Raw genomic sequence first — 23,283 nt, 5'->3', positions numbered from 1 at the left:
TGCCCGCGTACGGACCGCGAGGCGGATGAAGGGGGAACCCTGGGGAAATGACCGAGAGCTTCGCCGTTGACCGGCGTTACGAGGCAGAGGCTCGTATTCGGCGTTTCCTGGACCAGGAGAACCCGTCGACACCGTGTCTGGTGATCGACCTCGAGACGATCCGCGCGCGCTACCAGGCGATTCACGCGGCACTGCCGTCCGTCGACATCTTCTACGCCGTCAAGTCCAACCCCGAACCGGACGTGGTCGGCACGCTCGTCGAACAGGGTTCGCAGTTCGACGTGGCGTCGCCCGCGGAGATCGACCTGTGCCTGGCGCGCGGCGCCGCACCGTCGTCGATCTCGTACAGCAACCCCATCAAGAAGGCGGCCGACATCGCGTACGCGTACTCGCGCGGCGTGCGGCTGTTCGTGTCGGACAGCGAGCAGGACGTGCGGTTCATCGCCGAGCACGCGCCCGGCTCGTCCGTGCTGGTGCGGATTCTTGTCCACAGCAAAGGTTCCACCTACCCGTTCGGCAACAAGTTCGGTTGCGATCCCGAGATGGCGACGGATCTCTTGCGGCTGGCGCACGAGCTCGGGCTCGTTCCTCTCGGCGTCGCGTTCCACGCCGGTTCGCAGCAGCTCTCCGTGACCGGCTGGGACTCCGGCATCGCCGACGCCGCCCTGATCGCGTCGAAGCTGCGTGCCGAAGGCATCGAGACCACCACGGTGAACCTGGGTGGCGGCCTTCCCGCGGTGTATCAGCAGGACACGCCGTCACTTGAGTCCTTCGCCTCTGCCATCGAGGCTTCCGTGGCACGACACTTCGGTGATGTGCGTCCGCGGGTGATGATCGAGCCCGGCCGAGCGATCTCCGCGGAGGCCGGGATGATCCGCTCGTCCGTCGTGCTGGTGTCGCGGAAGTCCTATTCGGACGAACGCCGCTGGGTGTACCTCGACATCGGCCGCTACCAGGGGCTCGCGGAGACCGAGGGCGAAGCGATCGCCTACGCACTGCGGACCTCGCGTGACGGCGGTCCGGTCGGCCCCGTCGTGCTGGCCGGTCCGACGTGCGACGCGGACGACGTGATCTACCAGCACACGCGCTACGACCTGCCGCTGGAGCTCGCGGCCGGTGACCACGTGGACATCCTCCACGCGGGCGCCTACACCTCCTCCTATTCGTCCGTGTGCTTCAACGGCTTCCCGCCGCTGGCCACGTACTGCGTCTGAGTCCGTTTGCAATTCACATAGTTTGGAGTGATTGATGTCCGAAGCGCCCTGTCAGACCGAGGAGACCGTCGGTTTGTTCGCGGGACAGCACGTACTTGCAGAGCTCTCGGGTGTGAGTGCCGATCTGCTCGACGACGAGCAGTTCCTGAAGCACGCCCTTGGTGAGGTTCTCACGCAGGCCGACGCAACGGTGCTGGAGGTGATCTCCAAGAAGTTCGAACCTCAGGGGGTCACCGTGCTGGCTTTGCTGTCGGAATCCCATGCCTCGATCCACACCTATCCCGAAGTGGGTTCGGTGTTCGTCGACGTGTTCACCTGCGGTACTCGTGCGAAACCCGCGCTGGCCGTCCAGCTGCTCGCTGACGCCCTGGGCGCTGCTCACGTGAGCACGGACCTCGTCACTCGTGGCATCAAGGAGCACGCCGCGTGAACACCATCAACGAGCCGCTCGCCGAGGGCATGACCCGCCACTGGCGCGTGGACGAGGTGCTGGTCGACACCAAGACCGACTTCCAGCACCTGGTGATCGCCCGCACGGCCCAGGGCGTGTCGCTGTTCTGCGACAACGACCGCCAGTCGACGGAGTTCAGCCAGCTGACCTACCACGAGGCCCTGATGGTGCCGGCGCTGCTGCTGGCCGACCAGGTCGAGCGGGTGCTGGTCATCGGCTCCTCCGAGGGTGTCGTGTGCCAGATGGCCGTTCAGCACGGCGCGTCGGTCGTCGACCACATCGACATCGACGAGCAGGCGGTCAAGCTGTGCGCCGAGCACCTGCCGTACGGGTACACGCTGGAGGAGCTCGCTCTCGCCGAGAAGGGTGAGGGTCCGATCCGCGTGCAGTACATCGACGGGTTCGAGTACATCCGCACGACGTCGGAGAAGTACGACATCGTGCTGGTGGACCTGCCCGACGAGCGCGAGGAGGAGGCGCAGCACAACCGCCTGTACGGCGCCGACTTCCTGCGCATGTGCAAGGCCCTGCTGCGTCCGGGCGGCGTCGTCGTCAACCAGTCCGGGTGCCAGACGATGTGGCGCAACACCACGCTGATCCGCTCCTGGCAGCGGTTCAACGAGGTGTTCGACACGGTGGCGTACTACGGCTCCGACGAGCACGAGTGGGCGTACCTGTTCGGCCGCGCGGACGTCGTCGAGGACCCGACCGCGCTGATGGTCGAGCGGTTGAAGACGGCCGGGTACCAGCCGGAGTCGATCGACGACCTGGCGTTGGTGGGCAACAGCATCCCGCCCTACCGGGTGCGGCACTCGCTGGCCTGAGTCCGGCTTGTGATCGGGGCGCCTTCCGTTTCGCGGAAGGCGCCCCTTTCGCTTTCTCAGGCCAGCGACTGCTTGAGGAAGTCGACCTGCAGGAGCAGCAGGTTCTCGGCGACCTGTTCCTGCGGCGTCATGTGCGTGACGCCCGAGAGCGGCAGCACGGTGTGCGGACGGCCCGCCGCCAGCAGGGCGCTGGACAGGCGCAGGGTGTGCGCGGCCACCACGTTGTCGTCGGCCAGGCCGTGGATGATCATCAACGGCCGGGAGAGCTTGTCCGCGTCGGCGATGAGCGAGTTCGAGTCGTAGACCTCGGGCTTGTCGTCCGGGTGGCCGAGGTAGCGCTCGGTGTAGTGGGTGTCGTAGAGGCGCCAGTCGGTGACCGGGGCGCCGGCGATGCCCGCGTGGAAGACGTCCGGGCGGCGCAGGACCGCCAGCGCGCTCAGGTAGCCGCCGTAGGACCAGCCGCGGATCGCCACGCGGGTGAGGTCGAGGTCTGGCTCGACGGCCGCCGCGGCGTGCAGCGCGTCGACCTGGTCCTCGAGGGTGGCGCCGGCGAAGTCGCAGGCGATGGCGCGTTCCCAGGCCAGGCCGCGCCCCGGTGTGCCGCGGCCGTCCGCGACGATCACCGCGAACCCCTGGTCCGCCAGCCACTGCGAGGCCAGGAAGGCGTTCTGGGACGAGACGACCCGCTGGGCGTGCGGGCCGCCGTACGGGTCCATGAGGACCGGCAGCTTGGTGCCCGGCTGGTGGTCCTTCGGGAGCAGGAGGGCGGCGCGGAGGCCGCGTTCGCCCAGGGTCAGCATGCGCGGGGCCGCCTTGAGCACCGGCGTGTCGGCCCACGACTCGATCTCGTGGTCGCCGACGGTCACCTTCGTGCCGAAACGGTCCAAAGTGGCCGATGCGAGCACAACCGTGCCACCGCCCCGAATCGCGGTGTGCACACCATCCTCAGTGGACAGTTTGTGGACGGTGGCGCCGACTTCGTACACGTGCGTCCGGGTCGGGTCGTCTGCCGAGGCGGCGACCAGGATCGAGTCGTCGGCGATGTCGAGGACCCGGCGCACCTGCAGGCCGCTGGTGAGGACGTCGTCACCGACCTGCAGCGCGTACTCGTCGTTGTGGCCGACGATGCGCACGAGGCGGCCGTCCGGCGTCCACGCGGGGGCGCCGGCGGTGACCTCGATCCACACCGGGTCGGTCTCGGTGACGAGCTCGGAGACGGCCCCGGTCTCGGGCGCCAGCGAGTAGATCTTGCGGGTGCGCTGGTCACGGGTCTGCGTGGTGATCAGCGGGGCACCACCGGACGACCAGTGCACGTCGTTGAGGTAGTCGAACTCCAGCAGCACCGGCACGAACGTGCCGTCCAGCGACACCACGTGCAGCGACACGGTCGCGTTCGCCGTGCCCGCGGCCGGGTAGGCGATCTCGGTGGCGGCCGTGCCGGGGTTCGCGGGGTCGGCGATGTACCAGCGCTGGACCGGGGCGTTGTTCACGCGCGCGGCGATGAGGCGGGTGCCGTTCGGCTCCCACCAGTAACCGCGGAAGCGCGACATCTCCTCGGCCGCGATGAACTCGGCCAGGCCGAACGTCACGTCCTCGCCGTCGGGCACCGCGACCGCGTAGTCGTCGCCGCTGTCCAGCTCGACCACCCTGAGCGTGCCGCGCGTGACGTACGCCACGCGGCTTCCGGTCGGGTCGACGCGCGGGTCGATGACGCCACCCTCGGTCGGCAGCTCGCGGACGGCACCGTTGACCAGGTCGGCCACGAACAGCCGCCCGGACAGCGCGAACGACGCGACCGTCGCGTCCTTCGACAGCGCGTACCCGACGATGCCCGCACCGGACTCCCGCGTGCGCTCGCGGCGGGCCTTCTCCTCGGCCGGCAGGTCCTCCGGGTCGGTCAGCAGCTGTGCCGGGTCGGCGAGCAGCCGTTCGACGCCGGTGGCCGTGTCCAGTTCCCACAGCCCGTTCGCGCGGCCCGTGGCCGTGGCCGGACGCAGGAAGAAGACACGTGCCCCGTCTGACGACACCGCGAAGGTCCTGGGTGCGCCTACGGTGAACCGCTGGGTGCGCGCCTGTTGGCGCGGGAAGGAGATGTCGTTGCCCACCCGCCCACCCTAGCCCGCGCGGGGGTGCGGCACGGGTGCTGTGACGTGCGCGGGCGGTGGGGCGCCGGTTCGGCACCGGAGGCGCGGCGCGACGATGCCGAAACCAGGTCGGGCTCACACCGGGCGGCCCTACCCGACGCGACTGCGCGGAGGCAGCGGTACGAACCCGCTCGTCCGCCGGACGTACTCCGCGTACCCCGGTCGGCGCGACACGATGTCCTTCTCCAGCAACGGTTTGCCGGTGCCCTTCGCGAGCAGCAGCGTCATGATCACCGGGCCGACGACGGTGAGCGCGGCGGGCCACGAGTGCAGCGCGAACAGGTACAGGCCCCACCACACGACGGCGTCACCGAAGTAGTTCGGATGCCTTGTGTAGCGCCAGAGTCCGCGATCCATCACGGCGCCCTTGTTCGCCGGGTCCGCCCGGAACCGGGAGAGCTGCCAGTCACCAACGGCCTCGAAGACGAAGCCGACCGTCCACACGCCAGTGCCCACCCAATCTATCACCCCGAACGGGGCCGAAAGATGCATCGCGGCCTGCACCGGCAACGAGACGATCCACATCAACGCGGCCTGGATCAGGTACACGCGGTACATCCGCAGGCGCGGATTTCCCTTGGCACGCCTCAGGATGTCCTGGTAGCGCGGGTCTTCGTCCTTTCCGGAGTTGCGCACGAAGATGTGCACTCCCAGGCGTACGCCCCAGATCACCGTGAGCGCGGCGACCAGCCAGGCCCGAGCTGGTTCGCCCTGCGCGAACAGCAGGGTGATCACCGCGATCACGGCGAAGCCCGGGCCCCACGCGGAGTCGATCAGGTCGTAGCGGCGACGGGCGTCCGCGATCACGAACAGGCTGCTGAGCAGCAGGAAGACGGCGAGAAGACTGATCAGGTAGCTCATCGCGCCACCAGCTCCCGGCGCACGCGCGGCATGCCGCTGCGGCCGTTCTCGCCGCGGCGCACCGCGAGGATCTGGTCCACGCCCATCCGTCCTTCCTCGAACGTCAGCGCGCCGCCCGCCAGGTACAGCCGCCACACGCGTGCCTGGCCCTCGCCGACGAGTGCGACGACCTCGTCCCACCGGTCTTCCAGTGTCTGCGCCCACGCCCGCACGGTCCAGACGTAGTGCTCGCGCAACGCGTGCACGTCGCGGATCTCCAGACCGGCGCCTTCGAGGAAGCCGATGGTCTGGCCGACGGGGCGCATGTGCATGTCCGGTGCGACGTACGACTCGATGAACGCGCCGCCGCCCGGTGCGTTGCGGCCGCGCGACATCTGTTGCAGCAGCAGGCGTCCCTCGGGCTTCAGCAACCGGTGCAGGGTCGCGGCGTAGGCCGGGTAGTTGCGTTCGCCGACGTGTTCGCCCATCTCGATGGTGGAGATCGCGTCGAACGGTTCGTCGTGCACCTCGCGGTAGTCCTGCAGCCGCACCTCGACGCGGTCCTGCAGTCCCTCGGCGGCGACCCGCTTGAGGATGTGCTCGCGTTGCTGGGCGGAGATCGTGACACCGACGGCGTGCACGCCGTAGTCGCGGGCGGCGTGGATGATCATCGAACCCCAGCCGCAGCCGACGTCCAGCAGCCGCTTGCCCGGTTGCAGGTCGAGCTTGCGGCAGACCAGGTCGAGCTTGTTGTGCTGGGCCTGCGCCAGTGAGTCCGAAGAGGACGTGAAGTAGGCGCACGAGTAGGCCATGCTCGGGTCGAGCACGAGTTGGTAGAAGGCGTTGCTCAGATCGTAGTGGTGCGAAATGGCGTCCCGGTCGCGCGCCTTGGTGTGCAGGGCGCCACGCAGGCGCGCCTCCTCGCGCGGCGCGGCGGGGTTGCGGCCCAGCACTTTCAGTTGCAATGCAAGTTTCACGACCTCCGCCACCCGCGGCCGCCGGGTGACGCCGCGCCGCACCAGCCCCCAGATCTGGGAGAGGCCGAGCGCGAGGTCACCCTCGACGTCGAGCTCGCCGCTCACGTACGCGCGCGCGAGACCGAGCTCGTTCGGGCTCCAGACGAGCCGGCGGAGAGCGTCGCGGCTGCGGATCACGAGCACGGTGCCGTCCTGCGGCCCCGCCGCGCTCCCGTCCCACGCCCGAATTCCGATCGGCAACGGCGCGCCCAGCACCCGCTCGGCCATTCCTGCCAGCTGACCAGCGACGACCACCCTGCACCTCCTGCGAAACCTGGCTCCGCCAGACGTTCGAGACGGCAGGAGGTTCGGTTCGTTTCTGAACCGAGACGCGACCACGCCCGTATGGCCTCGATAGAGCGAACGACGGACAAGGAGGACATGAGTGTGATCCGACGTAACCGCATTGCCATCGGGCTCGCCGCGGGACTGGCAGTTGTGCTGGGTCTTGGTGTCTGGAGCGCCACGGGAAGTGGCACGAACTCGAAGCCGGTGGCACAGACCGAAACCGACCTGGGCGTCCTCGGTGACTACGGCGACGTGGGAACGCCCCCGGTACTCCAGGAGCCCGCGCAGGCCCCGGCCACCAACAACCCGCAACAGGCAGCTCCGGAAACCCCGGCCGCCCAGCCGCCCGCAGCGCAGCCTCCGGCCGCCCAGCCGCCCGCAGCCCCGGTCAGCTCGTTGAAGCTGGTCGGCAAGCAGGTCGACAAGATGGGCATGGTCGTCCAGGACGGCGACGGCCGCACGCTGTACCGCTTCGACAAGGACATCCCGAAGCCGGAACCCAAGTCGAACTGCAACAACCAGTGCGCCACCACGTGGCCGCCGTTCCTGTCGGACACCATCCCGCAGCTCGAGGGCATCGACCCGAGCATCGTCTCGCTGCTCACCCGCGCGGACGGCAAGAAGCAGGTCGCGATCGCCGGCTGGGGTGTCTACACCTACTCGCTGGACCCCGGGCCGGGCAAGTGGAAGGGCCAGGGCGTTGGCGGTACCTGGTACGTGATCCAGCCCAACGGCAAGCGCAACGTGGAATGCCTGCCCCCCGGCGTGACGGCTCCCGCTGCTGGGTGACCCCAAAAACATCCCGTTAGGACGGTCCATCTGAGACACATCACAGCCTGAACGGTCAGACCCCCGGCCCTGGGGAAGGGGCCGGGGGTTGCCGTCGTTTCCGCTCTCGGCGAGGGCCCGCCCGTGGTGGCGGGCCCTCGCCGTTTTCACGGGGTCGTGGTACGTTTTTATCTAGCCAGATAAATTTGAGGGGGTTCGGTGGGGTACACGGCCAAGACGGCCGCGCGACGAGCGCAGATCGTGCGGGCGACGATCGACACGATCGCCGAGCTGGGCTACGACGCGGCGACGTTCGCCCGGATCACCGAACGTGCCGGGCTGAGCAGCCCGCGGCTGATCTCCTACCACTTCGCGGACAAGAACGACCTGCTCAAACAGGTCGTGATCGACGTCTTCACGGCGGCGGCGCAGGTCATGGCACCGGCGATGGCCGCGCAGGAGACGTGGAGCGGCAAGCTCCGCGCGTACCTCGAGTCGAATCTCCGGTACCTGCGCGAGCACCCGAGGGAGATCGCGGCGCTCACCGCGATCGGCCCGCACCTGCGCACGGACGAGGGGGCCCCGTACACGAGCACCACCAGTCAGAACGTCAGCGTCACCGACCTCGCCGGGCTGCTCGCGGCCGGCCAGGACGCCGGGGAGTTCCGCGAGTTCGACACCCGCTCGATGGCGGTGCTGATCCGCGCCGCCGTCGACGCGGCCGCGCAACGCGTGCGCGACGGGTCCGATGTGGACCTGGACACCTACACCAGCGAGGTGGTCACCGCGATCGACCTCGCAGTACGGCAGGGGGAACCGTGCTCAAGAAAATCGCAGTAGATCTGCTCGTGCCGACCGGCGTCTACTACGGCGCCCGTGCACTCGGCGTCGACCAGACGACGGCCCTGGTGCTCAGTGGCGTCGTGCCTGCCCTGCGCGTGGTGCAGTCCGTGATCACCGAACGGCGGATCAACGGCATGAACGCGTTCGTGCTCGCCGCGGTGGCGCTGGGCTTCGCGATGTCGTTCGTCACCGGTGAGCCGCGCGTGCTGCTGGTGCGTGCGGCGTGGGGCACCGCGGCGTTCGGGCTGCTGCTGCTCAGCAGCCTGTGGCTCGCCAAGAAACCGCTGGTCTACTCGCTGGCGAACCAGGTGCTGTCACCGGAGCGGCAACGGATGCTGGCGGAGAACTGGGAGAGGTACCCGGCGCTGCAACGGGTTCTGCGCGGTGTCACGGCGATCTGGGGCGTGATGTTCCTGGCGGACACGGCGGTCCGGGTGGTCATGGCGCTGACGTTGCCGATCGACCTCGTGCCGGCGCTCGACGACGCGTTGCTGGTCGTCCTGCTCGTGCTTCTCGTTCTGGTGCAACGGCTTTACTCCCGGTTCGTGATGCGACGGGCCGGCCTGCACATCAACGGCCTGCACATCACGCCGGCGACATGATCGCGCTCGTCACCGGTGGCGCGCACGGCATCGGCGCGGCCATCGTGCAACGACTGATCGCCAGGGGTGACGAGGTCGTGGTCGCCGACGTCGATCCGGATGGTGAACGCGGCAGCCACTTCGTCCTCACGGACGTGCGCTCGTTCGAGGCCAACGAGAACGCCGTCGCCACCGCGGTCGACCGGTTCGGTGGGCTCGACCTCGCGGTGTTCAACGCGGGCGCGGCCGGGCCGCGCGCCTTCAGCGTCTCGGGCTATCGCGACACGATGCGGGTCAACCTCGACGCCACCGTCTACGGCGTGGCCGCGTGCGCGGACGTGATCAGCGGCGGCTCGGTGCTGGTGGTGGCGAGCATCGCCGGGCTGACCGGCTCCCCCGACGTGTACTACGCGACGGCGAAGCACGCCCAGATCGGGTTGGTGCGGTCCGTGGCGCAGACCCGGCCCGGCTTCCGGATCAACGCGCTGTGCCCCGGCCTGGTCGACACGAGGGCGGTGGCGGCGTACCGATCGGAGCTCGTGGCCGCGGGACTGGCGCTGGCGTCACCGGACGAGGTCGCCGTGGCCGCGGAGACGGTGCTCGGTGATCAACGCACCGGTCGGGTGTGGACGGTGGAAGCGGGCCGCCCGGCCGCGCTCGCGCAGGGGTCCCCCTAGCCGGGAAACCCCTCGCAGCTCACCCTACCCATCAGGTCTGACAGTGCCCTGAGCAGCGAAAAAGGGGGCCCGCAGGCCCCCTTTTCCCGTCAACCGGGTCAGAGCGTCGAGTAGAGCGGGTGCTTGGCCGCCAGCACCTCGACGCGGGCGCGCAGCTCGTCGATCGCCGCGCCGGGCTTCAGCGCCTCCGCGATCACGTCCGCGACCTCGGTGAAGTCCACCTCGCCGAAGCCGCGGGTGGCGAGCGCGGGCGTGCCGATGCGCAGACCGGAGGTGACCATCGGCGGGCGCGGGTCGTTCGGAACGGCGTTGCGGTTGACCGTGATGCCGATCCGGTGCAGGACGTCCTCCGCCTGCTTGCCGTCGAGCTCCGAGTTCACCAGGTCGACGAGGACCAGGTGGACGTCGGTGCCGCCGGTCAGGACCTTCACGCCCGCGGCCGCCACGTCCGGCTGGGACAGGCGGTCGGCGAGGATCTTGGCACCCTCCAGGGTGCGGCGCTGGCGGTCGGCGAACTCCGGGGACGCGGCGTGCTTGAACGCCACGGCCTTGGCGGCGATCACGTGCTCCAGCGGGCCGCCCTGCTGGCCGGGGAACACCGCCGAGTTGATCTTCTTGGCGATGTCGGCGTCGTTCGACAGGATCACGCCGCCGCGCGGACCGCCGAGGGTCTTGTGCGTCGTGGTCGTCGTGACGTGCGCGTGCGGGACGGGCGACGGGTGCAGGCCCGCGGCCACCAAGCCGGCGAAGTGGGCCATGTCGACCATCAGGTAGGCCTCGACCGAGTCGGCGATGCGGCGGAACTCGGCGAAGTCCAGCTGGCGCGGGTACGCGGACCAGCCGGCGACGATCAGCTTCGGGCGGTGCTCGTGGGCGAGGCGCTCGACCTCGGCCATGTCGACGCGGCCGTCCGAGTCGGACACGTGGTACGGCACGACGTTGTAGAGCTTGCCGGAGAAGTTGATGCGCATGCCGTGGGTCAGGTGACCGCCGTGCGCGAGGTCCAGGCCCAGGATCGTGTCACCCGGCTGCAGCAGCGCGAACATCGCGGCCGCGTTGGCCTGGGCGCCCGAGTGCGGCTGGACGTTGGCGAAACCCGCGCCGAACAACGACTTGATGCGCTCGATGGCGAGGCGCTCCACGACGTCGACGTGCTCGCAGCCGCCGTAGTAGCGGCGGCCGGGGTAGCCCTCGGCGTACTTGTTGGTCAGCACCGAGCCCTGGGCCTGCAGCACCGAGACCGGGGTGAAGTTCTCCGAGGCGATCATCTCGAGGGTGCCCTGCTGGCGCGCCAGCTCGGCGGCGACCGCCTCGGCTACCTCCGGGTCGAACTCCGCGAGGGAGGCGTTGAACTGGTCGGACATCTGGAAGAACTCCCTACTTGGCGCGCTTGTAGAACGGAAGTGCGACGACCTCGACCGGCTGCTTCTTGCCGCGGACGTCCACCAGCAGTTGGGTGCCGGGCTCGGCACTGCCCCTCGACACGTAGGCCATGGCGACCGAGTAGCCGAGCGTCGGGGACAGGGCGCCCGAGGTGACCTCGCCGACCACCTCGTCGCCGTTCAGCACCGCGTAACCGTGCCGGGGGGCACGGCGCTCCGGCGTCTTCAGCCCGACCAGGACCGAGTCCACACCGGACTCCGCGACCTTGGTCAGCGCGTCGCGGCCCACGAAGTCACCCGGCTTGTCGAGCTTCACGACGCGGCCGAGGTTCGCGTGGTACGGGGTCAGCGAGGTGGTCAACTCGTTGCCGTACAAGGGCATCCCGGCTTCGAGGCGCAACGTGTCGCGGCAGCCGAGACCGCACGGCCTGAGCTCGTGCGCGGCACCGGCTTCCAGCAACGCGTTCCACACCGCGGCGGCGTCGGCGGGCGCGACGAAGAGCTCGAAGCCCTCCTCACCCGTGTAACCCGTGCGGGCCAGCAGTGCGTCGACGCCAGCGACCGAGGACGGGTAGGACGCGTAGTACTTGACCGTCGAGAGGTCGGTGTCGGTCAGTCCGGAAAGGATCTCGACCGACTTCGGGCCCTGGATCGCGATCAACGCGTAGTCGGTGGACTTGTCGGTCACGACGGTGTCGAACCCGGCCGCGCGCTCGGCCAGGGCGTCGGCGACCACCTGGGCGTTGGAGGCGTTGGCGACGACCATGAACTCCTCGTCGCCCAACCGGTACACGATCAGGTCATCGAGCACGCCGCCGTCGGCCTGCGTGATCATCGTGTAGCGCGCCTTGCCGACCGCGAGCGCCGAGATGTGGCCGACCAGCGCGTAGTCGAGCGCCTCGCCGGCCTGCGGTCCGGTCAGCACGATCTCACCCATGTGCGTGAGGTCGAACAGGCCCGCGGTGGTGCGCACGGCGTGGTGCTCGGCGAGCTCGCTGGAGTAGCGCAGCGGCATCCGCCAGCCCGCGAAGTCGGTGAACATCGCGCCGAGCTGCTCGTGCTCGGCGTTCAGAGGCGTGAGGCGGGACATCAGAACGCTCCTCCAGGGTGCGCCGAAGAGCCGGACGAGGCCGGCTGAGGCAACAGAAGAATGACACGGTCCATCGGAGACTCCTCTTCCTGAGCAGCCTCCCCCTCTGTCATGAGCCTGAGAGCTTCGCCACCTTCAGTGGCTTGCACCGTGGGCGAGGCCGATGGCCTGCTTTCCAGAGTTGCCTTCGTCGTGCGGTATCTGTGCCTGAGAGATTCCGGGGAGGAGTTGCTCCTTCGGCGCTCCGACTCAACGGAGCTCTCCCGCGCGACATCGACGGCCGTGTTCAGTTGGTAGCCCCAGACGCTAGCAGGCCAAACGTCACAGCGGCACGCCCTGCGCCGTCTTCTCGACCACCTTGCGCTCCGCCCAGAACGACAGGAACGGGATCGTCCCGGCGAGCAGCACGAGGGCGGTGCCCTTCATCGACCAGCGCAGCTTCAGCGCCAGGTCGACGGAAATCACCAGGTAGATGGCGTAGAGGAAGCCGTGGACCGGACCGACGACCTTCATGAACTGGCCCATGTCCGCGGCGTACTTGAGCACCATCGCCACGCACAACAGCAGCAGGAAGACACCGACCACGTAAGCCATGACCCGGAACCGGGTCAACGCACCCTTCATCTGCCCGCCTTCGTTCACCGACCGTCCCGCGCGTTGAGGTCCGCGAGCATGCGGTTGTAGGCCGCGAGCTCCGCGTCTTCTTCGTCGTCGAAGTGCTCGACAGGCGCGGGTTTGACGGCGTCAACGGTAGTCACCGGCATCGCGGCGGGTCCAACCGGCTCCGGTGCGGAGAGAGGCTCGTCACGGCGCTGGCGCGCCAACCGGCGGAAGCGCCACACCATGAAGGCCGGGAAGAGGCCGAAGAGCGGCCACTGGAGCACGTAACCCAGGTTCTGGAACGTGCCGCTGGCGGACTCGAAGCGCTGCCACTGCCAGTACGCGAGCCCGCAACAGGCGATCAGAGCGACCAGGCAACCGAGCCCGATCAAGATTCGCTGGGGGGTGAGGAGGCCGCGCACGACCTCCAGACTACTTGGGTTGGGCCTCCGGACAGGAGGCCACCCGTGAGGGTTGAACTCAGGGCTGCCGAATCCACGACAGCCCGTCCATCACTTACGCCACGCCGTCCCGGCGCTGCCTCTGCAGACGTGCGACGCACCAGGCCGCGGCAGAACCGCGGCGAAGGTGCTGGAGAACCGTCATCGGACCCAAGCGCCGTCCGAGGTCGGCAGGGGTCAGGCCCGCCGCGCGGTAGTCGAGCGCGCGCTGGTCCAACGGGCTGATGCCCGCGTCCCACCACTGCTCGGCCTCGGCGACGTCGCCCACCAGCTGCCAGTAGCTCGCCGCGGCAGCGAGCAGTGCCTCGGGTGCCTCCGGCGCCCGCTTGCGCATCGCGGCCACGTAGGCCGGATCCGCCGAGTCGACCTTGACCAAGCCACGCGACCCGCCCTTGTTGCCTCCCCGCTGCACGGGGATGCCGGGCGCCGAGGGGGGAGCCTCCGCGAGCCACGCGTTCTTGATCCGGTTCACCTCCTGCATCTCTGCGTCATCAGACCGTTCAGCCGCCCACTGCTTCAACAGCTCGTGGACCCCGGAGTCCTCGACCATCCATGCCTCCTCGTCGGTCGGGGATCGGCCATTGCAGCGGAAGGTATTCGGTAGGTCTGACAATCGCCAGACCCTGAATCCCCAGAACACCCGTTACCAGTGCGTGATTGGCCTCATTCCACCCATCCGGCTCAACGCGAACGGCCGAGGATCACCCAGTGTCACTAGCTGATCGGGGTGGCCGTCCCGAAGAGGCTCCTGATGAAGGTGATGATCGACTCCGCGCCCTGCCGGAGCCAGCCGAGCACCGTCTGGACCGCGGCAGCGGACTCCTGGGGCCGGGTGATCAGGAGGAACAGCACCAGCGCGACGCCCGCCAGCACTAGCACCTTCTTGAGGTTCACAGGTACCTCTCCGTCCATGTCGGTCACAGGTGGGGCGGCGAACCGCCCGTGTCACCCGACATGGTCCCCCATTCACCCGTGTGATGAACAACGACCACGCCCAACTGGGTTCAGGATCCACCAGCCACGCACGCCTGCGCGACGGGGAATGTCACCCGAATGGCGGCTAAAGGGGTCGATGTCCAGCGCCGATGTCCTGGGCACGAGGTGAACACGGACACCCTCGCATCCCACAGCTTGGACCAGACACTGTTGCACCGGGCCTCACCCGGATGCCGACCACCCGGCATCACGCTCTGTCACCTCGTCGTGTCCTTATTAATGCGCACCCGAGCATTCATCCAATAACTCCTGACCGACGCAGTTCCATAATTTGGGCGTCCGCCACACCCATGTCGGCAAGCACTTCCCCGGTGTTCGCGCCGGTCGAAACCGGAGGCGTCGGAACCGACGTCGGAGTGCGGTCGAAGCGCGGTGCCGGCGCCGGGTGCAGCGAGCCGGAGACGTCCACGAACGTGGCCCGTGCCGCGTTGTACGGGTGCCGCGCCGCCTCGGCAGGCGTCAGCACGGGTGCCAGGCACGCGTCGGTGTCCCGCGCGAGGTCGGCCCACTCGTCCCTGGAACGGGTCTTCACCGCCGCCGCGATGCGTTCCCGCAGGTCAGGCCAGTTCGCCGGGTCGTTGCGCGACGGTGCGTCCTCCAGGCCCAGCACGCGCACCAGATCGGCGTAGAACCTCTCCTCCAGCGCGCCCACGGCCACGTACTTCCCGTCCGCGGCCTCGTAGACGTCGTAGAACGGCACGCCGCCGTCGAGCATGTTCTCGCCGCGCCCGCCCGGCCACATGCCCGCGGACCGCATCCCGTGCAGGAACGTCGTGAGCAGCGCCGCCCCGTCGACCATCGCCGCGTCGACGACCTGGCCGCGCCCGGAACGCTCCCGTTCGTACAGTGCCGCGAGCACGCCGACGGCCAGCAGCAGCCCTCCCCCGCCGAAGTCGCCGAGCAGGTTGATCGGGAACGACGGCGGGCCACCGGCGCGTCCGAGAGGCTCCAGCGCACCCGCGACGGCGATGTAGTCGATGTCGTGCCCGGCGCGGTCGGCGAGCGGCCCGTCCTGTCCCCAGCCCGTCATGCGCCCGTAGATGAGGCGCGGGTTGCGCGCGAGGCACTGCGCCGGACCGATGCCCAGCCGCTCGGTGACACCCGGCCGGAAGCCCTCGACCAGCACGTCCGAGCGTTCGACCAGCCTCAGCACCAGCTCGGCGCCCTCGGGCCTGCGCGTGTCGATCGCGACCGAGCGCCGGTTGCGGCCCAGGAAGTCGCCCGGCACGGTCGGGCGGCTGCCCGGCTTGTGCACCTGGATCACGTCGGCGCCGAGGTCGGCGAGCACCATGCAGCCGAACGGCGCGGGCGCGAGGCCGGCGAGCTCGACGACACGAAGTCCTGCGAGGGGCCCCGTCACAGGGACCTCGCGATGATTTCCTTCATGATCTCGTTCGTGCCGCCGAAGATCCGCTGCACGCGGGCGTCGGACCAGGCACGTGCGATCGGGTACTCGTTCATGTAGCCGTAACCGCCGAACAGCTGCACGCACTCGTCGACGACCTTGCCCAGCCGGTCGCTGGCCCACCACTTCGCCATCGCCGCGGTCGGCACGTCCAGTTCACCGCGCAGGTGCTTCTCGATGCACTCGTCGATGAACGCCCTGGTCACGGCCGCCTCCGTCGCGCACTCGGCGAGCTTGAACCGCGTGTTCTGGAACTTGATCAGCTCCTTGCCGAACGCCGTGCGCTCCTTCACGTACTTCAGCGTCACGTCGACGGCCGCCTCGATGCCCGCGATGCAGCACACGCCGATGATCAGGCGTTCCTGCGGCAGCTGCTGCATGAGCTGGACGAACCCGAGCCCCTCCTGTTCGCCCAGCAGGTTCGCGACGGGCACGCGCACGTCGTCGAAGAACAGCTCGGCGGTGTCCTGGCCCTTCATGCCGACCTTGTCGAGCACGCGGCCGCGCCGGATGTCGTTCTCCACAACGATCAGCGAGATGCCCTGCGCACCCTGCGCCGGATCGGTCTTCGCGACCACGATCACCAGGTCGGCCTGCACGCCGTTGGTGATGAAGGTCTTCGAGCCGTTGATGACGTACTCGTCGCCCTCGCGGACCGCCTTCGTGCGGATGCCCTGGAGGTCGGAGCCCGCACCGGGCTCGGTCATGGCGATCGCGCCGACGTACTCGCCGGACGCGAGCTTGGGCAGCCAGCGGCGCTTCTGCTCCTCGGAGCCGTAGGAGTTGAGGTAGTGGGCGACGATCCCGCTGTGGACGCTGTTGCCCCAGGCGCTGTCGCCGGCGCGTGCCTGTTCTTCGAGCAGCACGGCCTCATGCGCGAACGTGCCGCCGCCGCCCCCGTACTCCTCGGGGATGCTCAGGCACAGCAGGCCGAGGTCACCGGCCCTGCGCCACAGGTCGCGGTCGACCTGCTTCTGCTCGGCGAAGCGTTCCTGGTGCGGCGCGACCTCCTTCTCCACGAACGTGCGGGCGAGCCGGCGCAACTGGTCCAGGTCGCTGTCCATCCACCGCGATCGACGCTCTGCCATGCGTTCCACACAACCACCGGCCAGTGGTCCACGCCATGACCGGCGCGCCAGGCCGTCCCCCGAAAAAGTGAGCGAAAATCCCACCCCGGTCGTCCAGACTGCACGGTATGCAGATCCACCAGGTCACGCCGGACGAGTGGCGGCTGTGGCGTGACATCCGCCTGGAAGCGCTGGGCAGCGATCCCGAGGAGTTCGGGTCGACGCTCGCCCGCGAGCAGGAGTTCGGCGAGGACGAGTGGCGGGCGCGGGCGGCGGAAGGGCTGAAGCTCGTCGCGCTCGATCCCGGCCCCGCAGGCCTGGTCGCCGCCACCGGGGAGCCCGACGGGCTGTACCTGTACTCGATGTGGGTGCGGGAGTCGCATCGCGGCCGCGGGCTGGGAGAAGCGCTGGTCAGCGCCGTGCTCACGTGGGCGGCCGGGGAGGGCTGGAAGCTCGTGCGGCTGCGCGTCTGGGAGGACAACCTGCCCGCGCGGCGGCTTTACAAGAGGCTCGGGTTCATCGAGTCGGACGACCCGGAACGGATGGAGTTCCGGGTGAGCTAATCGGTCACCCTTCACGGTCATGGCCAGCTCCACCCCGCGGTCCTAGCGTGGATGCCATGAGCGAAGCCTTGATCTTCGACGCGGTGCGCACGCCGCGCGGCAAGGGGAAGCGCGGGTCGCTGCACAGCGTCAAGCCCGTCGCGCTGGCCGCCGGGGTGCTGCGCGCGCTGTCCGAACGCAACTCCCTCGACACCTCCGCGGTGGACGACGTCGTGTTCGGCGTGGTGTCACCGCTCGGCGAGCAGGGCGGTGACATCGCCCGCACCGCCGTGCTGGCCGCCGGGTGGGACCAGCGGCCGGCCGGTGTGCAGCTCAACCGGTTCTGCGCGTCGGGCCTGGAGTCGGTGAACCTGGCCGCCGCCAAGGTCGCCTCCGGGTTCGAGGACCTGGTGGTGGCGGGCGGCGTCGAGTCGATGTCGCGCGTGCCGATGGGGTCCGACGGCGGCGCGTGGGCGATCGACCCGCAGACGAACTTCGACCTGTCGTTCGTGCCGCAGGGCGTGTCGGCCGACCTGATCGCGACGCTGGAGGGCTTCTCCCGCACGGACGTCGACACGTGGGCCGCGCGGTCGCACGCGCTCGCGTTCGCGGCGCAGAAGAACGGGTTCTTCGAGCGTTCGGTCGTGCCGGTGGTCGACCAGAACGGCACCGTGGTGCTCAAGGAGGACGAGACGATCCGCCCTGAGTCCACTGTGGAGTCTCTGGGCAAGCTCAAGCCCAGCTTCCAGTTCCACGGCGACCTCGGCTACGACACCGTGGCGATCGACCGCTACCCCACCGTCGAGCGGATCGACCACGTGCACACGCCGGGCAACTCGTCGCAGATCGTCGACGGTGCCGCGGCGATGCTGATCGGGTCGGCGGCCGCGGGCAAGGCGCTCGGCCTGACGCCGCGTGCCCGGATCGTCTCCGTCGCGGTGGTCGGCACCGAGCCGACGATCATGCTCACCGGTCCGGCGCCGTCCGCGCGCAAGGCGCTGGACAGGGCCGGGCTCTCGGTCGAGGACATCGACCTGTTCGAGGTCAACGAGGCGTTCTCGTCGGTCGTGCTGAAGTTCCTGCGGGACATGGACATCCCCGAGGACAAGGTCAACGTCAACGGCGGCGCGATCGCGCTCGGCCACCCGCTGGGCGCCACCGGCTGCATGATCCTCGGGACGCTGCTGGACGAGCTGGAGCGCCGGGACCTGCGCCGCGGCCTCGCCACGTTGTGCGTCGGCGGCGGCATGGGCATCGCGACGATCATCGAGAGGGTCTGACATGCCGTTCCACTACGAGAAGGACTCCGACGGCATCGTCACCCTGACGATGGACATGTCCGGCTCCGCCAACGTCATGAACGACGAGTACCGCGAGCTCATGGGCGACGCCGTCACGAAGCTCGAAGGCGACGACATCACCGGCGTGATCATCACGTCCGCCAAGAAGACGTTCTTCGCCGGTGGCGACCTGAACGTGCTGATCGCGATCACGCCGGAGAACGCGGCCCTGGCGCTGGAGGGCGTCGAGGAGCTCAAGTCGCAGCTGCGGCGGCTGGAGAAGCTCGGCAAGCCGGTCGTGGCGGCGATCAACGGTTCCGCGCTGGGCGGCGGGTTCGAGATCGCGCTGGCCTCGCACCGCCGGATCGTGCTGAACGACGACAGCATCCGCGTCGGTCTGCCCGAAGCCACGCTGGGCCTGCTGCCCGGAGGCGGTGGCGTGACGCGCATGGTGCGGTTGCTGGGAGTGCAGAAGGCGTTGCCGTTGCTCATGGAGGGCAAGCAGCTGCGGCCGGCACGCGCGCTCCAGGCCGGAATCGTGCACCAGCTCGTGGAGACGCGCGACGAGCTGCTGTCCGAGGCCCGTGCGTGGATCAAGGCGAACCCGGCGCCGGTGCAGCCGTGGGACGTGCAGGGCGCGGGCGTGCCGGACCTGAAGTTCGGTGACCCCGACAGCTACGGGCTGCTGGGCGCGGCTCCCGCGGTGCTGCGCAAGAAGTCCCACGGGGCGTACCCGGCGCCGGAGAAGATCATGGCGGCGGCGGTCGAGGGTGCCTACGTCGACTTCGACACGGCGCTGAAGATCGAGGGCCGCTACTTCGTGGAGCTGGCCTCCGGTCAGGTCTCCAAGAACATGATCACGGCGTTCTGGTTCAACCTCAACGAGGTCAACGGCCGTGCGTCGTCGTCCGGCAAGCGCGTGGCTCGGTTGGGCGTGCTGGGCGCGGGCATGATGGGCGCCGGAATCGCCGAGGTGTCCGCGAAGGCCGGTATCGAGGTGGTCCTGAAGGACGTGACGCTCGAAGCGGCCCAGAAGGGCGCTGGGGGCCTGGAAGGCATCACCCCGACCGACTCCGACGACGACCTCGCGGGCTGCGACCTGATCATCGAGGCGGTGTTCGAGAACCGCGAGCTGAAGAACAAGGTGCTGGCCGCCGCGGAGGCCCAGGCGCTGCCGGACGCGGTGATCGCGTCCAACACCTCGACGCTGCCGATCACCGGGCTCGCCGCGGCGGTTCCCGACGCCGAGCGGTTCATCGGCCTGCACTTCTTCTCGCCGGCGCCGAAGATGCGGCTCGTCGAGATCATCCGCGGCGAGCAGACGTCCGAGGAGACGTTGCAGCGGGCGCTCGACTACGTGCGGCAGATCGGCAAGACGCCCATCGTCGTCAACGACTCGCGCGGCTTCTACACCTCGCGGACGTTCGGCACGTACGTGATCGAGGCGATCACCATGCTGTCCGAGGGCGTGGCGCCGGCGTTGATCGAGAACGTGGCGCGCAAGGCCGGCATGGCCGTCGGCCCGCTGGCGGTCTCGGACGAGGTGACGCTGTCGTTGCAGCTGAAGATCCACGACCAGACGCTCGCCGACGACCCGTCGCTGGTGTCGGACAGCCCCGCCTACGACCTGATCCGCGAGATGGTGTCGTTGGGACGCACCGGAAAGGCCGGCGGGGCGGGCTTTTACGAATATCCGGAAGGCGGCAGGAAGTTCCTGTGGCCCGAGCTGACCACCCGGTACGTGAAGGCCGACGCGGGGGTCTCCGAGCAGGACGTGCGGGACCGGCTGTTGTTCGTGCAGGCGCTGGAAACCGTGCGGTGCCTGGACGAGGGCGTGCTGACCTCGGTCGCCGACGCGAACATCGGCTCGATCTTCGGGTTCGGGTTCGCGCCGTGGAGCGGTGGCACGTTGCAGTTCATCAACTCCTACGGCGTGCAGGCGTTCGTGGAGCGGGCGGACTACCTGGCGGACACCTACGGGGAACGGTTCCGGCCGCCGGCCTCGCTGCGGGAACGCGACAGCTTCTAGGCGCGGTAGGAGCCGGGTGAGGACCCGGTCCACCGCTTGAAGGCCCGGTGGAAGGCGCTCGCCTCGGAGAACCCGAGGCGCAGCGCCAGCTCCTCCACCGACTCGCCGCCGCGCACCAGCGACGCCACCGCCTGGTCGCGCAACAGCTGCTCGCGCACCTCGCGGAACGACGTCCCCTCCGCGGCCAGCCGCCGCCGCAACGTGGGCGCCGAGACACCCAGCCGTGCCGCGACGGCTTCCAGCCCGCTCACCCCGCTGCCGAGCAACCGGCGCACGTGCCCGGCCGTGTCCGCGCCGTAGTCCCGGCGCGACAGCAACTCCGCGGGCGAGTGCCGCAGGAACCGGCGCAGCGCCGCCTCGTCCTGCACCACCGGCATGCGCAGGAACCTCGGGTCGAACGAGATCGCGGTGGCGGGCGCGCCGAACGCCAGCGGGCACCCGAAGATCAGGTGGTACTCGGCGGCGTGCGCCGGTTCCGGATAACCGAACTCGGCCTCCCGCAACGGAATCCGGCGCCCGATCAACCACGACGAGAACCGGTGCCACAGCACGAGCAGCGACTCGGTCAGAAAGTGATCCGGGTCGCCGGGGATCTCCACCGAGAAGCGACCGTCCTCCAGCGACAGGTGCAGCGGCTCGTCGAACAGCGCGTAGAACGCGAGCCCGCGCCGCAACGCCGACTCGAGGTCCGGGCAGTGCACCGCCAGCAGGCACATCATCGCGAACGTGCCGCGCTTCGACGGCCGCGGCCCGAACCCCATGAACTCGTCGTCGAGCACTTCCCACAGCGTCTGGATGAACTTCGTGTACTGGGCGGGCGTGACCCGCGCCCGGTCGTCGGCGAGCAGACTCGCCGGAATGCCCGCACCGGCCAGCACCTCGGACGGCGACGGGCACGCGCGCAGTGCCGCGCGCACGTAGTGGATCGCCACGGTCCGGGTGTGCACGATCCAGCCTAGAACGCCATCGGCGGTGACGCGGCTCCGGGGAGAGTTGGAGTCGCGTCACCGCCGATGAAGGCCCACCCAGTGAGCCGTGCTCCTCACCGACGGGGCTTCCGCACGCCCATCGGCAAGGGACGACGTTGCGTCCTGTGTCAACGTTATGTGGTCTAGACCAGAAATGTCAATAGTGCGAAGAGAGCAGGTTCGAACCAGATGTTTCAGGCTTGTTCCAGCGGTGCTACGGCGAAACCCGCGGAGAAGCGCCGACACCAGATCACCACACTCCGAATGGACGACACGTCCACACCGGCGGGAATTTCGTACACCTGATCGCCACGATTTCCCTTCAACTTGCCAAGACTGGTAAATCCCTGACCGAAGCTCTTCTCGGGCGAGTCCGCAGCGTGTGGCGACAGGTAAACGTGCAGGTCAGGCCCATCACTGGTGTCGAGCGCAGCGAACTGCACCGAGTACGTGCCACCCGGCAACTTGATCAGACTCGCCTTACCGGTGGTCGCGTGCTCAAGCGACCGCCACTGGCCGACCGCGACCTCCTTGGGCGATTCCGCAACGGACGTCGCGACCTCGGAAGACGTCGACGTGGGCACGAGAAGCGCTTCGTGCGTTTCGCGAACCGTCAGCAGTCGCCACGGCTGGAACAGGTACAACCCGACCCCGAGCGCGACCACCAGGACGATGGCGACGGGGACCAGAATTCGACGTTGCGGCATACCGAAAATACTGGTCCGAACCGGGCCGAAAAGTCCTTACGGAGTTGTTAGGGTCCTGCCCGTGGCGACGCAGGCGAGGATCGGCCAGGCCGTGCTCGGTGTCCTGATGGTCGGCTGCGCCCTGACGGGCCTCTTCCCGAGACCCGTGCCGCTCCTCTTCGCCATCGCAGCAGTGGGCACGGCCAACGCCGCGTTCCCACTGATGCGCACCTTCGGCTCCGCCCTTCTGGGCGGCGTGGCGGCCGCCTCGATCGCCCTCTCCTCGGTCCCGTTCGTCACGTGTTCCTCAGAACGCTTCACCGAGGTGTTCACCTGCACGGGTGACGCTCCGACGTGGCATCTGACCGGAACCGTGCTGGTCGCAGGCCTTTCCGGGGCCAGTTTGGTACTCGCCCGGATCACAGATCAGTGACAGCGATCACTCAACCGGGCACATCAAGGAGCCGATAAGGCATCCAGGCGAGCGTTCTCCTGCAACCGGACCAGCCGGTAATCTGCCAGGGGCGTAATCGCCTGACTTCCATCCGTGAGCATCAAGGAGGACTCTGTGCGCGCACTGTGGGCCGCGGGTGGTTCCGCCGTGCTCGGGTCCGCGTTCCTCGGGGTGCTGGTGGGAATGGCGATCCACGGCGTGTCCGACGAGGACCCGCTGACCCGGACACCCGCCTCCACCTGGATCAGATCGACCCCGAACTCCACCCCGAGCGCGCCCCCGGAGAGCTCGATCTCCCCTTCCAGCGAACCACCGAGCTCCGACGACTCGGCACCGGCGACGCAGCAACCCCCGAAGAAGACCACCACCCCGCCTCCGGCCGCGATCAACCCGGCCGCCCCGCCCCCACCGGTGGCGACCACCACGCCCCCGCCGCAGACGTCGGGCTGGCCGTGCAGCCCGCTGAACCCGTTGCCACCGCCCACCTGCAAGAACATGGGCAACTAGCCGCGCCAAGCGGTCGATGAAGGGCGCCTTCATCGACCTCAGGTGGATGAAGGGGCAAGACCGCGGCGCTCGACGACCTCGCCGCGCACTGGGAATCCTCCGGCAGGAACGTCGTGCGAGCGCGAGGGCGTGCCGTCCGAGCGCAACCTCTGGGGCCGGTTCGACACGGA

Annotated in this window: 25 protein-coding genes and 2 riboswitches; of the genes, 12 read left to right on the top strand and 13 right to left on the bottom strand. The window is 69.0% G+C overall.

All coding sequences use genetic code 11. The features are described 5' to 3' along the window. Positions 1-47 precede the first annotated feature (47 nt). From ABZV40_RS04865 to ABZV40_RS04855, 3 genes are read left to right on the top strand one after another with little or no spacing between them, the layout of a single operon-like run. Positions 48-1,214 carry a type III PLP-dependent enzyme gene (locus ABZV40_RS04865; RefSeq protein WP_355435886.1) on the top strand — a complete coding sequence of 389 codons (1,167 nt, stop codon included), beginning with the start codon at positions 48-50 and terminating at the stop codon, positions 1,212-1,214. A gap of 34 nt (positions 1,215-1,248) precedes the next feature. Then, positions 1,249-1,644, top strand: coding sequence for an adenosylmethionine decarboxylase (speD, locus tag ABZV40_RS04860; RefSeq protein ID WP_355435883.1), 396 nt, complete (start codon positions 1,249-1,251; stop codon positions 1,642-1,644). Positions 1,645-1,673: 29 nt separating this feature from the next. After that, entirely contained in the window at positions 1,674-2,489 is an 816-nt protein-coding gene (locus ABZV40_RS04855) for a spermidine synthase (RefSeq protein ID WP_355436579.1), read from the top strand. Positions 2,490-2,545: 56 nt separating this feature from the next. Here ABZV40_RS04855 and ABZV40_RS04850 read toward each other — a convergent pair whose 3' ends face one another. From ABZV40_RS04850 to ABZV40_RS04840, 3 genes are all read right to left on the bottom strand, one after another. Next, complete coding sequence (locus tag ABZV40_RS04850; protein WP_355435880.1) at positions 2,546-4,594, bottom strand: prolyl oligopeptidase family serine peptidase; 2,049 nt, start codon at positions 4,592-4,594, stop codon at positions 2,546-2,548. Positions 4,595-4,723: 129 nt separating this feature from the next. Next, positions 4,724-5,494, bottom strand: a complete 771-nt coding sequence (locus ABZV40_RS04845) for a DUF1295 domain-containing protein (RefSeq protein ID WP_355435877.1) — start codon at positions 5,492-5,494, stop codon at positions 4,724-4,726. Next, positions 5,491-6,717: a cyclopropane-fatty-acyl-phospholipid synthase family protein gene (locus ABZV40_RS04840; RefSeq protein ID WP_355436575.1), complete on the bottom strand. Its 1,227-nt coding sequence runs from the start codon at positions 6,715-6,717 to the stop codon at positions 5,491-5,493. Before ABZV40_RS04840 ends, ABZV40_RS04845 begins: the two co-directional genes overlap by 4 nt. 159 nt (positions 6,718-6,876) lie before the next feature. Between ABZV40_RS04840 and ABZV40_RS04835 the strand changes: the two genes are divergently transcribed. The 4 genes from ABZV40_RS04835 to ABZV40_RS04820 all read left to right on the top strand — a co-directional run bounded on the left by ABZV40_RS04835 (position 6,877) and on the right by ABZV40_RS04820 (position 9,646). Beyond that, positions 6,877-7,566, top strand: a complete 690-nt coding sequence (locus ABZV40_RS04835; RefSeq protein ID WP_355435874.1) for a hypothetical protein — start codon at positions 6,877-6,879, stop codon at positions 7,564-7,566. Between the two features lie 198 nt (positions 7,567-7,764). Continuing rightward, the gene (locus tag ABZV40_RS04830) at positions 7,765-8,385 is read left to right on the top strand and encodes a TetR/AcrR family transcriptional regulator (RefSeq protein WP_355435872.1); all 621 of its coding nucleotides are present in this window, start codon (positions 7,765-7,767) and stop codon (positions 8,383-8,385) included. After that, a complete protein-coding gene (locus tag ABZV40_RS04825) occupies positions 8,364-8,990 on the top strand; it encodes a VC0807 family protein (RefSeq protein ID WP_355435869.1) in 627 nt (208 codons plus the stop codon). Before ABZV40_RS04830 ends, ABZV40_RS04825 begins: the two co-directional genes overlap by 22 nt. Continuing rightward, positions 8,987-9,646, top strand: a complete 660-nt coding sequence (locus ABZV40_RS04820; RefSeq protein ID WP_355435867.1) for an SDR family oxidoreductase — start codon at positions 8,987-8,989, stop codon at positions 9,644-9,646. Before ABZV40_RS04825 ends, ABZV40_RS04820 begins: the two co-directional genes overlap by 4 nt. Before the next feature lie 98 nt (positions 9,647-9,744). On the opposite strand, the gene glyA is transcribed toward ABZV40_RS04820, so the two are convergent. From glyA to ABZV40_RS04780, 8 genes are all read right to left on the bottom strand, one after another. After that, positions 9,745-11,010: a serine hydroxymethyltransferase gene (glyA, locus tag ABZV40_RS04815; RefSeq protein WP_355435864.1), complete on the bottom strand. Its 1,266-nt coding sequence runs from the start codon at positions 11,008-11,010 to the stop codon at positions 9,745-9,747. Positions 11,011-11,023: 13 nt separating this feature from the next. After that, on the bottom strand, positions 11,024-12,118 hold the full coding sequence (gcvT, locus tag ABZV40_RS04810) for a glycine cleavage system aminomethyltransferase GcvT (protein ID WP_355435860.1): 1,095 nt from the start codon (positions 12,116-12,118) through the stop codon (positions 11,024-11,026). A gap of 96 nt (positions 12,119-12,214) precedes the next feature. Beyond that, positions 12,215-12,303, bottom strand: a riboswitch (glycine riboswitch). After that, a riboswitch (glycine riboswitch) is annotated at positions 12,304-12,394 on the bottom strand. 45 nt (positions 12,395-12,439) lie between these two features. Next, a complete protein-coding gene (locus ABZV40_RS04805; protein ID WP_355435857.1) occupies positions 12,440-12,742 on the bottom strand; it encodes a DUF3817 domain-containing protein in 303 nt (100 codons plus the stop codon). Positions 12,743-12,756: 14 nt separating this feature from the next. Next, positions 12,757-13,140 carry a hypothetical protein gene (locus ABZV40_RS04800; RefSeq protein WP_355435854.1) on the bottom strand — a complete coding sequence of 128 codons (384 nt, stop codon included), beginning with the start codon at positions 13,138-13,140 and terminating at the stop codon, positions 12,757-12,759. Between the two features lie 94 nt (positions 13,141-13,234). Beyond that, positions 13,235-13,729, bottom strand: coding sequence for a helix-turn-helix transcriptional regulator (locus tag ABZV40_RS04795; RefSeq protein ID WP_355435851.1), 495 nt, complete (start codon positions 13,727-13,729; stop codon positions 13,235-13,237). 164 nt (positions 13,730-13,893) lie between these two features. Next, positions 13,894-14,091 (bottom strand): hypothetical protein, encoded by a 198-nt coding sequence (locus tag ABZV40_RS04790; protein WP_355435848.1) that lies wholly within the window; start codon positions 14,089-14,091, stop codon positions 13,894-13,896. A 319-nt stretch (positions 14,092-14,410) separates the two neighbouring features. Next, the gene (locus ABZV40_RS04785; RefSeq protein ID WP_355435845.1) at positions 14,411-15,535 is read right to left on the bottom strand and encodes a CaiB/BaiF CoA-transferase family protein; all 1,125 of its coding nucleotides are present in this window, start codon (positions 15,533-15,535) and stop codon (positions 14,411-14,413) included. Next, positions 15,532-16,668, bottom strand: coding sequence for an acyl-CoA dehydrogenase family protein (locus ABZV40_RS04780; protein ID WP_355435842.1), 1,137 nt, complete (start codon positions 16,666-16,668; stop codon positions 15,532-15,534). Before ABZV40_RS04780 ends, ABZV40_RS04785 begins: the two co-directional genes overlap by 4 nt. A 107-nt stretch (positions 16,669-16,775) precedes the next feature. On the opposite strand from ABZV40_RS04780, the gene ABZV40_RS04775 reads away from it, so the two are divergent. The 3 genes from ABZV40_RS04775 to ABZV40_RS04765 are packed head-to-tail and all read left to right on the top strand — an operon-like array spanning position 16,776 to position 20,498. After that, positions 16,776-17,210: a GNAT family N-acetyltransferase gene (locus tag ABZV40_RS04775; RefSeq protein WP_355435839.1), complete on the top strand. Its 435-nt coding sequence runs from the start codon at positions 16,776-16,778 to the stop codon at positions 17,208-17,210. A 56-nt stretch (positions 17,211-17,266) separates the two neighbouring features. Further along, positions 17,267-18,469: an acetyl-CoA C-acetyltransferase gene (locus tag ABZV40_RS04770; RefSeq protein WP_355435837.1), complete on the top strand. Its 1,203-nt coding sequence runs from the start codon at positions 17,267-17,269 to the stop codon at positions 18,467-18,469. A 1-nt stretch (position 18,470) separates the two neighbouring features. Beyond that, complete coding sequence (locus tag ABZV40_RS04765) at positions 18,471-20,498, top strand: 3-hydroxyacyl-CoA dehydrogenase NAD-binding domain-containing protein (RefSeq protein ID WP_355435834.1); 2,028 nt, start codon at positions 18,471-18,473, stop codon at positions 20,496-20,498. Here ABZV40_RS04765 and ABZV40_RS04760 read toward each other — a convergent pair. Continuing rightward, positions 20,495-21,445 (bottom strand): AraC family transcriptional regulator, encoded by a 951-nt coding sequence (locus ABZV40_RS04760; protein WP_355435832.1) that lies wholly within the window; start codon positions 21,443-21,445, stop codon positions 20,495-20,497. The genes ABZV40_RS04765 and ABZV40_RS04760 overlap by 4 nt on opposite strands. Positions 21,446-21,660: 215 nt before the next feature. Continuing rightward, the gene (locus tag ABZV40_RS04755; RefSeq protein ID WP_355435829.1) at positions 21,661-22,173 is read right to left on the bottom strand and encodes a DM13 domain-containing protein; all 513 of its coding nucleotides are present in this window, start codon (positions 22,171-22,173) and stop codon (positions 21,661-21,663) included. Between the two features lie 91 nt (positions 22,174-22,264). Here ABZV40_RS04755 and ABZV40_RS04750 point away from each other — a divergent pair, with 91 nt between their 5' ends. Beyond that, positions 22,265-22,585: a hypothetical protein gene (locus ABZV40_RS04750; RefSeq protein WP_355435825.1), complete on the top strand. Its 321-nt coding sequence runs from the start codon at positions 22,265-22,267 to the stop codon at positions 22,583-22,585. 135 nt (positions 22,586-22,720) lie between these two features. Further along, positions 22,721-23,113, top strand: coding sequence for a hypothetical protein (locus ABZV40_RS04745; protein ID WP_355435822.1), 393 nt, complete (start codon positions 22,721-22,723; stop codon positions 23,111-23,113). Positions 23,114-23,283 lie beyond the last annotated feature (170 nt).

It is taken from the genome of Lentzea sp. NPDC004782 (assembly GCF_040609115.1).
Classification (GTDB): Bacteria; Actinomycetota; Actinomycetes; order Mycobacteriales; family Pseudonocardiaceae; genus Lentzea.
Note: the sequence above shows the minus strand (reverse complement) of the source record. Positions and strands in the feature narration are given on the sequence as shown.